Annotated in this window: 11 protein-coding genes; 6 read left to right on the top strand and 5 right to left on the bottom strand. The window is 73.2% G+C overall.

Going from position 1 to position 10,886, the window contains the following annotated elements; all coding sequences use genetic code 11:
• Positions 1-3: 3 nt before the first annotated feature.
• Positions 4-612 carry a response regulator gene (locus ACWEJ6_RS15700; RefSeq protein WP_387664510.1) on the bottom strand — a complete coding sequence of 203 codons (609 nt, stop codon included), beginning with the start codon at positions 610-612 and terminating at the stop codon, positions 4-6.
• 143 nt (positions 613-755) lie between these two features.
• Between ACWEJ6_RS15700 and ACWEJ6_RS15695 the strand changes: the two genes are divergently transcribed.
• A complete protein-coding gene (locus ACWEJ6_RS15695; RefSeq protein WP_452424218.1) occupies positions 756-1,244 on the top strand; it encodes a carboxymuconolactone decarboxylase family protein in 489 nt (162 codons plus the stop codon).
• Between the two features lie 28 nt (positions 1,245-1,272).
• Here ACWEJ6_RS15695 and ACWEJ6_RS15690 read toward each other — a convergent pair whose 3' ends face one another.
• Both ACWEJ6_RS15690 and ACWEJ6_RS15685 read right to left on the bottom strand, forming a co-directional pair.
• A complete protein-coding gene (locus ACWEJ6_RS15690) occupies positions 1,273-2,310 on the bottom strand; it encodes a zinc-dependent alcohol dehydrogenase family protein (protein WP_452424216.1) in 1,038 nt (345 codons plus the stop codon).
• 1 nt (position 2,311) lies between these two features.
• Positions 2,312-3,142: a helix-turn-helix transcriptional regulator gene (locus tag ACWEJ6_RS15685; RefSeq protein ID WP_452424214.1), complete on the bottom strand. Its 831-nt coding sequence runs from the start codon at positions 3,140-3,142 to the stop codon at positions 2,312-2,314.
• 113 nt (positions 3,143-3,255) lie between these two features.
• On the opposite strand from ACWEJ6_RS15685, the gene ACWEJ6_RS15680 reads away from it, so the two are divergent.
• The 3 genes from ACWEJ6_RS15680 (at position 3,256) to ACWEJ6_RS15670 (ending at position 6,514) form a co-directional block, all read left to right on the top strand.
• Positions 3,256-3,966, top strand: a complete 711-nt coding sequence (locus tag ACWEJ6_RS15680) for an SDR family oxidoreductase (RefSeq protein ID WP_452424212.1) — start codon at positions 3,256-3,258, stop codon at positions 3,964-3,966.
• A gap of 35 nt (positions 3,967-4,001) precedes the next feature.
• Positions 4,002-5,399, top strand: coding sequence for a glutamate--cysteine ligase (locus ACWEJ6_RS15675; RefSeq protein ID WP_387664669.1), 1,398 nt, complete (start codon positions 4,002-4,004; stop codon positions 5,397-5,399).
• Between the two features lie 86 nt (positions 5,400-5,485).
• Positions 5,486-6,514 (top strand): hypothetical protein, encoded by a 1,029-nt coding sequence (locus ACWEJ6_RS15670; protein ID WP_452424210.1) that lies wholly within the window; start codon positions 5,486-5,488, stop codon positions 6,512-6,514.
• An 11-nt stretch (positions 6,515-6,525) separates the two neighbouring features.
• Here ACWEJ6_RS15670 and ACWEJ6_RS15665 read toward each other — a convergent pair whose 3' ends face one another.
• Positions 6,526-7,245, bottom strand: a complete 720-nt coding sequence (locus tag ACWEJ6_RS15665; protein ID WP_452424208.1) for a PaaX family transcriptional regulator C-terminal domain-containing protein — start codon at positions 7,243-7,245, stop codon at positions 6,526-6,528.
• Between the two features lie 31 nt (positions 7,246-7,276).
• On the opposite strand from ACWEJ6_RS15665, the gene ACWEJ6_RS15660 reads away from it, so the two are divergent.
• The gene (locus ACWEJ6_RS15660) at positions 7,277-8,929 is read left to right on the top strand and encodes an acyl-CoA dehydrogenase family protein (protein ID WP_352356881.1); all 1,653 of its coding nucleotides are present in this window, start codon (positions 7,277-7,279) and stop codon (positions 8,927-8,929) included.
• A 35-nt stretch (positions 8,930-8,964) separates the two neighbouring features.
• A complete protein-coding gene (locus ACWEJ6_RS15655) occupies positions 8,965-9,708 on the top strand; it encodes a crotonase/enoyl-CoA hydratase family protein (RefSeq protein WP_452424206.1) in 744 nt (247 codons plus the stop codon).
• A 131-nt stretch (positions 9,709-9,839) separates the two neighbouring features.
• Here the strand turns inward: ACWEJ6_RS15655 and ACWEJ6_RS15650 are convergent, their stop codons facing one another.
• Positions 9,840-10,820, bottom strand: coding sequence for a helix-turn-helix transcriptional regulator (locus ACWEJ6_RS15650; RefSeq protein WP_452424204.1), 981 nt, complete (start codon positions 10,818-10,820; stop codon positions 9,840-9,842).
• Positions 10,821-10,886: the final 66 nt, after the last annotated feature.

The raw sequence follows: 10,886 nt of genomic DNA, 5'->3' as shown, positions 1-10,886 counted from the left end.
AGGTCAGATCCAGCCGGACTCGCGGGCGATGCGGATGGCGTCGATGCGGCTGCGCGCGCCCAGCTTGGACGTCGTCCGGCACAGGTAGTTGCGGACCGTTCCCTCGGCCAGGAACAGCGACGCGGCGATCTCCCCGATGGAGGCGCCGTCGGCCGCCGCGCCGATCACGTCCAGCTCGCGAGGGGTGAGCGGCGGCTCCTCGGGGCGCATGGCCGCGATGGCCAGCTCCGAGTCGATGACCCGCTCGCCGTCGGCGACCCGGCGGATGGCATCGGCCAGCCGCTCCGGCGGCGCGTCCTTGGCCATGAACCCCCGGACGTGCACCTCCAGCGCCTGCTTCAGCAGCCCGGGGGTGCCGACGCCGGTCAGGATCAGCACGCCGCAGCCGGGCAGCTTCTCGTGCAGTTCGCCGGCCGCGGCGAGCCCGTCCATGCCGGGCAGGGCGATGTCCAGCACCGCCACGTCCGGACGGCACGACTGGGCGGCGGCCAGGATGCGGTCGCCCCGCTCGACTTCGGCGACGACCTCGATGTCCTCCTCGTAGGCCAGCAGCGCCACGAGCGCCCCTCGTACCAGGTTCATGTCCTCAGCGAGCAACGTTCGAATCACCATGGGGTCCTTGCGGTCGACCAGGCTTGCAACGTCCTGCGGGCCACTCAATCCTGACGTAAAGCCCGCACTGTGGAAAGTCCTCCTAAGTGACGGTAAAGCCGCCGCCGGACAAGTGGACGCTCATTTGGGGAATGCTCATGGCCATGAAGCCTCGAGTGAAGCCCCTGCCTCCTGCGGAATGGGACGACTTTCAGCAGGCGAACCCCCAGAACGTGTTCACGACGCTGGGCCGGCACCCCGCGCTCTACCAGGGCTGGCTGCGCTTCGGCAGCGCGCTGCTCAACGGCGCGCTGCCGGCCCGCGACCGCGAGCTGGCCATCCTGCGCACCGCCTTCCACAGCGGCAGCGCCTACGAATGGGCCCATCACGCCCGCATCGCCCGCGAGGTCGGCCTGACCGACGTCGAGATCGAGTCGGTCCGCCAGCTCGACGCCCTCTGGCCGGTCGAGGACCGCCTGGTGTTACAGGTGGCCGACGACCTCCACTACGCGGGCGACCTCACCGACGCCACCTGGGCGGCCCTGTGCGACCGCTACGACGAGGTGTGCAGGATCGAGCTGGTCGTCCTCGTCGCGCACTACGCCATGCTGGCGCTGGTGCTCAGGACGTTCGGCGTGCAGCTGGAGGAGTGAGCCCCCCTCGATCATCTGTACGCGGCCCTCACGCGCCCGCCCGCGGCAGGATCATCGTCACGCCCGGGACCGAGCCGATCGAGGCCAGCGCCTTGCCGGCGTCGGCCAGGCCGATCGTCCGGGTGACGAGCTGGTCGGGGTGCAGGATCCCGGCCCTGATCAGCTCCAGCATGGGCGGGTAGGCGTGCGCGGCCATGCCGTGGCTGCCCAGCAGCCGCAGCTCGTGGCCGATCACGCGGTCCATCGGCACCGGCGTCGCGCCGCCCGGCAGCAGCCCGACCTGGACGTGCCGCCCCCGCCTGCGCAGGCTCTCGACCGAGGCCGCGCACGTGCGGGGGCTGCCCAGCGCGTCGAGCGAGACGTGCGCGCCGCCCCTGGTCAGCTCCCTGACCTGGGCCGCCGCGTCGCCGGCCGAGCCGTTGACGAAGTGCGTGGCCCCGGCCAGCTCGGCCAGCTCCAGCGCGTCGGTGCTGATGTCCACGGCCACCACCCGCGCCCCGGACGCCGCCGCGATCATCACGGCCGACAGCCCGACCCCGCCGCAGCCGTGCACCGCCACCCACTCTCCCGGACGCACCTCGCCCACCTGGACGACCGCCCGGAAGGCGGTGGCGAAGCGGCAGCCGAGCCCGGCGGCGGTGGCGTAGGCCATCTCCTCGGGGATCGGGACGAGGTTGACGTCGGCGTGGTCGACGGCGACGTACTCGGCGAAGGAGCCCCAATGGGTGAAGCCCGGCTGGGTCTGCCGCTCGCACACCTGCTGCTGGCCCGTGGCGCAGGCCGCGCAGGTGCCGCAGGCGCAGACGAACGGCACGGTGACCCGCGCCCCCGGCAGCCAGCCGCGCACGTCGGGGCCCACGGCCTCGATCACGCCCGCCAGCTCGTGGCCGGGCACGTGGGGAAGGACCTTGATGTCGGGGTCGTGCCCCTGCCAGCCGTGCCAGTCGGAGCGGCACAGCCCGGTCGCCTCGACCCGGATCACCGCCCCGCCGGGCGCGGGGGTGGGATCGGGCAGCTCGCGCACGTCGAGCTCCCCGCCGAAGATGTCAAAGGCAACCGCTCGCATCTCATGAGCTTAGAGTGAGTCGCCGCAGGTCGCGCAAGGCCCGGTGGGAGGGCGAGCCGGGTTCGGTGGTGTAGAGCACCAGCCGCAGGTCGTCGCGGTCGGGCACCGGGAGCACCTGGCAGATGGCGTCGATCGTGCCGACGACCGGATGGGTGACCTGTTTGCGCTGCTCCCTGCGCACCTCCACCTCGTGCCGGGCCCACAGCTCGGCGAACTCGGGGCTGAGCGCCAGCATCTCGGCCACCAGCGCCTGCAGCGCCCGGTCGTCGGGGTAGCGGCCGGCGGCCACGCGCAGGTCGGCGACCGAGGCGCGGGCGAAGCGGCTCTTCTCCTCGTCCGACAGGTGCTCGGCGATGCCGGGTGACCTGAACACCCAGCGGATCACGTTGCGCCCGTCGGGCGGCAGGGAGTCCAGGTCGCCCATGAGCATGCCGGCGAGCGGGTTCCAGGCGCGCAGGTCGTAGCGGGCGTCCAGGACGTAGGCGGGGACGTCCTCCAGGAAGGCGAGCAGGTGCAGGGTGCCCGCGGGCACGTCCTCCCTGATCCGGGGCGTCTCCAGCACCTGGCCGGCCAGCCGGAACAGGTGGGCGCGCTCGTCCTGGTCCAGCATGAGCGCCCGGCCGAGCGCGCCGAGCACCTGCCGCGACGGGTGCGGGCCCCGGCCCTGCTCCAGCCGGATGTAGTAGTCGATCGACATCCCGGCGAGCTGGGCCACCTCCTGGCGGCGCAGGCCGGGCGTGCGCCGGCGTCCGCCGCCGGGCAGGCCCACGTCGGACGGGGTGACGCGGGCGCGCCTGCTGCGCAGGAAGCCGGCCAGTTCGTCGCGGTTCATGCCTCCATCCTCCGTCCTGAGGCCAGGTGAGCGGGCGCGCGAAGGTGGTACCGCCGATCCCAGCCTCCGCGGGTCTCTCCCGTCCCCGCCGCGGCCTGGGAGAACGTTGGGCCATGACGACGACTGCCCTGATCACGGGCGCGAACAAGGGGATCGGCCACGAGATCGCGCGGCTGCTTGCGGAGCGGGGGATCACCGCGATCGTGGGCGCCCGCGACGAGGAGCGCGGACGGGCCGCCGCCGGGCGGCTGGGCCTGCCGTACGTGCGGATCGACGTGACCGACGAGGAGAGCGTGGCCGCCGCCGCCAAGTGGATCGAGGCCGAGTACGGCTCGCTGGACATCCTGGTCAACAACGCGGGCGTCGCCGGCGGGCTGGACGGGGGCGTCCCGAGCGCCGTCACCGCGCGGGAACTGCGGGAGGTCTACGAGACGAACGTGTTCGGCGTGGTGACCGTGACCAACGCCATGCTGCCGCTGCTGCGCAGGTCACCGGCGGGCCGGATCGTGAACATGTCCAGCGAGCTGGGCTCGATCAGCCTGGCGCTCACCCCGGACAGCCCGTTCTGGGACCTCAACTTCGCCGCCTACAACTCCTCCAAGACCGCGCTCAACATGATCACCGTCTGCTACGCCAAGGAGCTGATGGGCACCTCCGTCAAGGTGAACGCCGCCAACCCTGGCTACTGCGCCACCGACCTCAACGCCCACACCGGCCTCCGCACCGCCGAGCAGGGCGCGGCCATCGCCGTACGGCTGGCGACCCTGGACGCCGGCGGACCGACCGGCGCCTACCTGGAGGACGACGGACCGATCGGCTGGTGAGGTGTGGACACTTGCGTACTGGACAGAAGGGGGCGATGGGACGAGATCTGGACAAAGAGCGGTTCTCCGAGGCGGAGTACGCGCGCTTCGGAGAACGCATCCGGGAGCAGCTCGGCACTCTTCGCGAGCTGCTCGAAACCCCTGGCTTCGGCCAGGGGCCGGCCACCATCGGGGCCGAGCTGGAGCTGTTCCTCATTGACGAGCAAGGACGGCCGTTGCCGCGCAACGACGAGGTGCGGGACAGGCTCGACGACCCGCGCGTGGTGCTCGAACTGGGCCGCTTCAACATCGAGGTGAACCTCACCCCGATGCCGCTGGCCGGCGCGCCCTTCGAGCGCATGGGGGCCGAGATCCAGGAGACGGTGACCAAGGTGGACGCCGCCGTCGAGGACGGCGGCGCGCTGCCGATCGGCATTCTCCCCACGCTGGCCGCCGAGGACTTCACCATCGGCGCGATGAGCGACCAGAACCGCTACCGGGCCATGAGCAGGGGCATCAGGCGGCTGCGGCTGGAGCCGTTCCTCGTCAAGATCGAGGATCTGGAGCTGTCGGTGGAGGACGTGATCCTGGAGAGCGCCAACACCTCCTGGCAGGTGCACATCCGTACCCCGCCCGACCGCTTCGCCCGGCTGTTCAACGCCGCCCAGCTCGCCATCGGGCCGGTGCTGGCCGCGTGCGGCAACTCGCCGTTCTTCCTGGGCAGGCAGTTGTGGGCGGAGACGCGGATCGCGCTGATGGAGGAGGCGGCCGACGACCGCGACGTGGAGCGGCGCGGACGCAGGGACGGGCGGGTCACGTTCGGCTCGGACTGGGTGCGGGAGGGCGCGCACGAGCTGTTCGAGCGGTACGTCCAGGACTACGAGCCGATCGTGCCCGACCTGTCCGACGACGCCGAGCCGCACGAGGTGCCCGAGCTGCGGCTGCACCAGGGCACGATCTGGCAGTGGAACCGGCCCGTCTACGACCCGGCCGACGGTGGCCACCTGCGGGTCGAGATGCGCGCGCTGCCCGCCGGGCCCTCGTGCGCGGACATGACCGCGAACACGGCGTTCCTGCTGGGGCTGACGTTGTCGCAGGCAGAGCGGGACCTGACCGGCTACCGGTTCGCCGAGGCGTACCAGAACTTCTACCGCGCCGCCCAGGACGGCCTGGAGGCCAAGCTGACCTGGCCGGGGCTGGACGGCGAGTTCGAGGCCGCCGACCTGGTGCTCAGGCTGCTGCCCGAGGCGCGGGCCGCGCTGCTGGCGGCCGGGGTGACCCCCCACGACGCCGACACCGCGCTGGACGTCATCGCCCAGCGCACCCGGCTGCGGCGCACCGGCGCCGTCTGGCAGCGCGAGGCGCTGGCGCGCTTCGGCGGCGACCGGGAACGGCTCGTGCGCCGCTACCGCGAGCTGGCCTTGTCGGGCCTGCCGGTGCACCTGTGGGACTGAACGGGGATTGAACGGGGACTGAACGCCAACAAATGCCGCCGCGCGTCCGTCAAACTACTCCGAGAGACGGACGAAGTGAGGCAGATATGGCGGCGACGGGGATGGTACCGGCCGACAAGGCGCCCTACGCGTTAACGCGGGCCACGGGGACGCTGGCCACGGGGGCGGCGAAGCTGGCCGGGGAGATCGGCGCGACCGGGGTAGAGGCCCTGCTGGCCCACGCCAACAGGACCGCCGTCCACAAGGGCGCGACGGCGGCGCTGGGCTCGATGCGGCCCAGGCCGGCGGACTGGTACGCCTTCGACGCCAAGGACCAGGACACGGTCGACTGGTACCCGCAGGGCGTGACCTGCGGCGAGGAGTCCGGCGCCATCGGCGTGCCGGTGCTGCTGGTGAGCTGGTACTTCAAGCCGGCGGCGGGCGAGCGGGGGATCAGGGTGTCGTTCCTGAGCCCCCGGACGCTGAAGTACCAGCACGCGCTGCTGGTCGAGGCCAGGCCCGACGGCTCGTACGGGCCGATCGACGTGCACGCGGGCGGCCTGGCCTGCCACGGCGACCTGCTCTACGTCGCCGACACCTTCAACGGCCTGCGCGTCTTCGACCTGGGCAACCTGCTCGACCTGCGCACCGCCCAGCCCGACCTGGGCGACCCCGCGCGCATCGGGCGCTCCGGCGGCCGGTTCCACGCCTTCGGCTACCGCTACCTGCTCCCGCAGACCGACTGCTGGAAGCTCGTGCGCGGCGGGCCGCACTTCTCGTTCCTGTCGGTCGACCGCAGCGGCGGCTCGCCCGCGCTGGTCGCGGGCGAGTACCGGGAGAACGACCCCGGCGGGTGGGTCGCCCGCTGGAACCTGCCGCTGACCGACGGCACGCCCAAGGACGCCTTCGTCATGGGCCACCCCAAGATCCAGGGCGCGGTCTCGTGGGGCGGCAAGTGGTACCTGAGCCAGGCGGCCGACGCCGCCACCAACGGCAGACTGCTCGTCCACAGCGGCGACAAGCTGCTGACCAGGCCCTACCCGATCGGGCCCGAGGACCTGACGGTGCGCGGCGGCAAGGTGTGGAGCGTCACCGAGTTCAGGAACAAGCGCATCGTCTTCGGCGTCGAGCTCTGATTCAGCAGGGCTCAGCCTTCCATGTGGGCGCGCAGGACCTCGCGGTAGCGGCGGTCGAAGGCGTTGTAGCGGGCCCGCAGGGCGGCTCCCGGCCAGCCCGCGGGCAGCAGCTCGGCGGGCAGCAGCGGGTCGGCCAGCAGGTGGCGCAGCACGGCGGCCGAGACCAGGAAGCCCTCGGCCAGCCCGTCGGCCCGGTCGAGCGCCCGCTCCAGCCGGGCCGCCTCGGCCGCCCAGCCGTCGAGGTCCCACAGCAGCGGGGTGGGGTCGCCGTGCGGGCGGCCGTCGATCAGGGTGCACTGCGCGGTGACGGTCTCCGGCCACTCGCGCACCAGGTTGGCCGGACGCAGCCAGGTGCCCTCGCGCAGCTCGCCCATGCGCAGCGCGGACATCGTGTGCCGGAACGCGGCCCGGTCGGCCGGGGCGCGCCGCTCGGCGGTGACCACCGCCACCTCCCAGGTGCCGTCCCACGGCCTGGTGTGCGGGTCGCGGCTCTCGTCCTGCCGGGCCTGGCGCTCGACGAGCCGCTCGGACAGCGTGTAGCGGCCGCCCTGCTGCGTCAGGTCGCCGGCCGCCACCATGCGCGACAGCGCCACCCGGACCGTGCCCTCGGCGATGCCGAACAGCGCGCCGATGCGCACCAGGTGACGGGCGGGCAGCCGGGGCGGGTGGCTGCCGAGCAGCGCGCTCAGCACCGCCGACCGGGCGCTGAGTGAGGTGTTACGGTCTTCCATCGCGTGTTGATTATATGTAACACTCGCGAGTATGGGCCGGTATCTCATCGAACCTTTCGACCACAGCGACCGCTACGCCACCGAGCGCTACCAGGGGGCGGCCGGGCGCAACTGGTGGACCTGCGACCCCACGCTGCGCCTGCTCATGCGGCGCCACCTCGGCGACGGCTTCGCCTGGGCCGAGCCCCACCTCGAACGGCTCGGCGCGCTGATGGGCGGCCTGGTCGCCGAGTGCGCCGAGGAGACCGACCGCAACCCGCCCCGCCTGGAGAAGTACGACAAGTGGGGCAGGGACGTCAGCCGGGTCGTCATGCCGCCGTCCTTCCAGGCCGCGCGCGCGGCGCTCATGGAGGACAACTTCACCTCGCCGTCGTTCGCCGAGGAGGCACGGGCGAACGGGGCGGATCCGGCCGCGCTGGCGGCGGCCTGGACGTACCTGCTCGACCAGGCCGACATCGGGATGGGCTGCGCACTCGGCACCGGCGGCGACATGGTGGTCTCACTGGCCGAGAAGCACGCGCCGCCGGACGTGCGTGACCGGGTCCGGGAGATCTTCGCCGACGGCTACTACTCCGGCGAGGCCGCTCAGATGTTCACCGAACGCACCGGCGGCTCCGACCTGGCCGCCCTGGAGGCGTGGGCCGAGCCCGACGGGGAGGCGTGGCGGCTGACCGGGTTCAAGTGGTTCGCCTCCAACGCCAACGGCTCGGCGTTCGTGGTGCTCGCCCGCACGCCCGACGGGTCGGTGGCGCCGTTCCTGGCGTTGTGGGAGCGGCGCGACGGCTCGCGCAACGGGGTGCGCATCCGGCGGCTGAAGGACAAGCTGGGCACCCGCTCGGTCGCCTCGGCCGAGGTCGAGTTCACCGACGCCGAGGCGTTCCTGCTGGCCGGGCGGGGCTCCGGCTCCGGGCTCGGCACGATGATGAAGCTCACCAACGCCTCCCGGCTGGGCGTGGCCATGATGGGCGTCGGCGTGGCCAGGCGGGCCCTGGTCGAGTCGATCTGCTACGCGCGTTCCCGCGAGGCGTTCGGCCGTCCGCTCATCGACCAGCCCCTGATGCGCCGCAAGCTGGCCGAGCTGATCGTCGAGGTCGAGGCCGCCCAGGCGATGGTGTTCGACGGCCTGGTCGGCCCCCGGCTGCGGCTCGGGCCCGCGCTGATCAAGCTGCGCGCCGCCCGGCTCGGCCTGACGGCGGCCAGCGACGCGATCGAGGTGCACGGCGGCAACGGCTACATCGAGCAGTGGCCGGTGGCCAGGCTGCTGCGCGACGCCCAGGTCAACCCCATCTGGGAGGGCGGCGACAACATCCTGTGCCTGGACGTGCGCCGCGCCATGCTCCGCGAGGAGGCCCACGTGCCGTTCCTGGCCCGTCTGCGCGCCCTGGCCACCTCCGACCTGGTGCACGCGCGGATCGACGACCTGTCCAAGGCCGTCGCGGCCTGGCACGGCCTCGACCCGGCGCTCGCCGAGGAACGCCTCTACCCGCTGGCCCAGTTCATGGCCGACGTCTACGCCGCCGCCCTGCTGGAGGACCAGGCCGGCTGGGGCCTCGACGACGGGCGCAAGGCCCTGGTCGCCCGCCTGTACGCCGAGGCGCACCTGGCCGAGCGCGGCCCGCTGCGCGGCATCGACGCCCCGGCGGCCGACCACTTCGACGCGTTGCTGGCCGGGGCCCTCGCCTGAGGGTACGCTCGGCAGGTTTCCCGGAGGAGGGTCGCATGACCGTACGCGTCGAGCGCGAGGGGCCCGTCACCACCGTCGTCATCAGCAGGCCGGAGGCGCGCAACGCGGTGGACAGGAAGACCGCCGACGCGCTCACGGACGCGTTCGCCGGCTTCGAGCGCTCCGACGCGGCCGTGGCGGTGTTGTGGGGCGAGGGCGGCACGTTCTGCGCCGGGGCCGACCTCAAGGCGCTGGACAACCACGTCGGCGAGGACGGCGACGGCCCCATGGGGCCCACCAGGATGCGCCTGTCCAAGCCGGTGATCGCGGCCGTCGCCGGGCACGCGGTGGCCGGCGGGCTGGAGCTCGCCCTCTGGTGCGACCTGCGGGTGGCCGAGGAGGACGCGGTGTTCGGCGTCTTCTGCCGCCGCTGGGGCGTGCCGCTGATCGACGGCGGCACGGTGCGGCTGCCCCGGCTCGTCGGCGCCTCCCGTGCCATGGACATGATCCTCACCGGCCGCGCGGTGAGCGCCCCGGAGGCACGTGACATGGGCCTGGTCAACCGCCTGGTGCCCACCGGCACGGCCCGGCGGCACGCCGAGGAGCTGGCCGCGCGGATCGCCGCGTTCCCGCAGGCGTGCCTGCGCGGCGACCGCATGTCGCTGCTGGAGCAGCACGGCCTGCCCGAGGAGGAGGCCATGCGCAACGAGCTGCGCCACGGCCTGGTCTCGCTGCCGGACGCCGCGGAGGGCGCCGCCAGGTTCGCCGCCGGCGCGGGCCGCCACGGCGACCCCGCCTGACACGGCGCCGACGGGCGTCGCCTGGCCGGGCGCGGCCTTTGAACGTGCCGGCTGGCCGGGCGCGGCCTTTGAACGTGCCGGCTGGCCGGGCACGGCCTTCTAAGGCGTGCCGGCTGGCCGGGCACGGCCTTTCAAGGCGTGCCGGGTGGCTGGTCGGCGGCGGCGATCGCGCGCTGGTAGCGGCTCGTCAGCGTGCGCAGCGCGGCCACCAGCTCCGGCGAGTCCTCGACCGTGAAGTCCGCGCCGAGCAGGCCCAGGTGGAGGGCGAGCATCTCCGGATGGTCCGAGCCGGGCTCGAACACGCACCGGTCCTCGCCCAGCGGCTGCACGTCCACCGGGATCGGCAGCCGGTCGCGCACGTGCGAGGCGGGCGCGTGCACGATGACCCGCGCGCGGTAGCGCCAGGTCGCCTCGCCGGCCCCGCGGGCCACCCGCGCCGTGATCTCGTGGTCGGGCGGCAGCTCGCGGGGCGTGAAGCGCGGCCCCGCCGGCGTCCGCGGTTCGATCCGGTCGACCCGGAAGGTGCGCCAGGCGTCCCGGTCGACGTCCCAGGCCACCAGGTACCAGCGCCGCCGGTCGTGCACCAGGCGGTACGGCTCCACCGAGCGCCGGCTGGCCGCCCCGGAATGCGCCCGGTAGTCGAACCGCAGCCGCTCATGGTCGCGGCACGCGCTCGCGATCACGGTCAGCACGTCGGGATCCACCTGCGAGCCGCGCGACGGCATCGGCAGCGCGTACGACTGGAAGGCGCTCACCCGGTGACGCAGCCGCGCGGGCAGCACCTGCTGCAGTTTCGCCAGCGCCCGCATCGAGGTCTCCTCGATCCCGGCGATCGAGCCGCTCGCGGCGGTGCGCAGGCCGATCGCGACCGCCACCGCCTCGTCGTCGTCCAGCAGCAGCGGCGGCAGGGCGCCGTCCGAGCCGAGCCGGTAGCCGCCGGCCACGCCCGGCCGCGCGTCGACCGGGTAGCCGAGCGCGCGCAACCGGCCGACGTCGTTGCGGATCGTGCGGGTGGTGACGCCGAGCCGGGCGGCCAGCTCGGTGCTCGTCCAGTCGCGCCTGGCCTGGAACAGGGACAGCAGGCGCAGCAGCCGCGCCGAGGTTTCCAGCATTCTTCGATCCTGACGACGATCTAGGAACGATCCTTTCCGCGAATGTTCCTAGTGTTCTCCGCATGA

It is taken from the genome of Nonomuraea sp. NPDC004702 (assembly GCF_053601695.1).
This window is presented reverse-complemented; position numbering and strand designations above follow the sequence as displayed.

Excerpts from the sequence above, each read along its gene's own strand:
- ACWEJ6_RS15655 (WP_452424206.1), top strand. The coding sequence starts at position 8,965 with ATGACCGTACGCGTCGAGCGCGAGGGGCCCGTCACCACCGTCGTCATC.
- ACWEJ6_RS15690 (WP_452424216.1), bottom strand. The coding sequence starts at position 2,310 with ATGCGAGCGGTTGCCTTTGACATCTTCGGCGGGGAGCTCGACGTGCGC.
- ACWEJ6_RS15665 (WP_452424208.1), bottom strand. The coding sequence starts at position 7,245 with ATGGAAGACCGTAACACCTCACTCAGCGCCCGGTCGGCGGTGCTGAGC.
- ACWEJ6_RS15670 (WP_452424210.1), top strand. The coding sequence starts at position 5,486 with ATGGCGGCGACGGGGATGGTACCGGCCGACAAGGCGCCCTACGCGTTA.
- ACWEJ6_RS15680 (WP_452424212.1), top strand. The coding sequence starts at position 3,256 with ATGACGACGACTGCCCTGATCACGGGCGCGAACAAGGGGATCGGCCAC.
- ACWEJ6_RS15685 (WP_452424214.1), bottom strand. The coding sequence starts at position 3,142 with ATGAACCGCGACGAACTGGCCGGCTTCCTGCGCAGCAGGCGCGCCCGC.
- ACWEJ6_RS15695 (WP_452424218.1), top strand. The coding sequence starts at position 756 with ATGAAGCCTCGAGTGAAGCCCCTGCCTCCTGCGGAATGGGACGACTTT.
- ACWEJ6_RS15660 (WP_352356881.1), top strand. The coding sequence starts at position 7,277 with ATGGGCCGGTATCTCATCGAACCTTTCGACCACAGCGACCGCTACGCC.
- ACWEJ6_RS15675 (WP_387664669.1), top strand. The coding sequence starts at position 4,002 with ATGGGACGAGATCTGGACAAAGAGCGGTTCTCCGAGGCGGAGTACGCG.
- ACWEJ6_RS15650 (WP_452424204.1), bottom strand. The coding sequence starts at position 10,820 with ATGCTGGAAACCTCGGCGCGGCTGCTGCGCCTGCTGTCCCTGTTCCAG.
- ACWEJ6_RS15700 (WP_387664510.1), bottom strand. The coding sequence starts at position 612 with ATGGTGATTCGAACGTTGCTCGCTGAGGACATGAACCTGGTACGAGGG.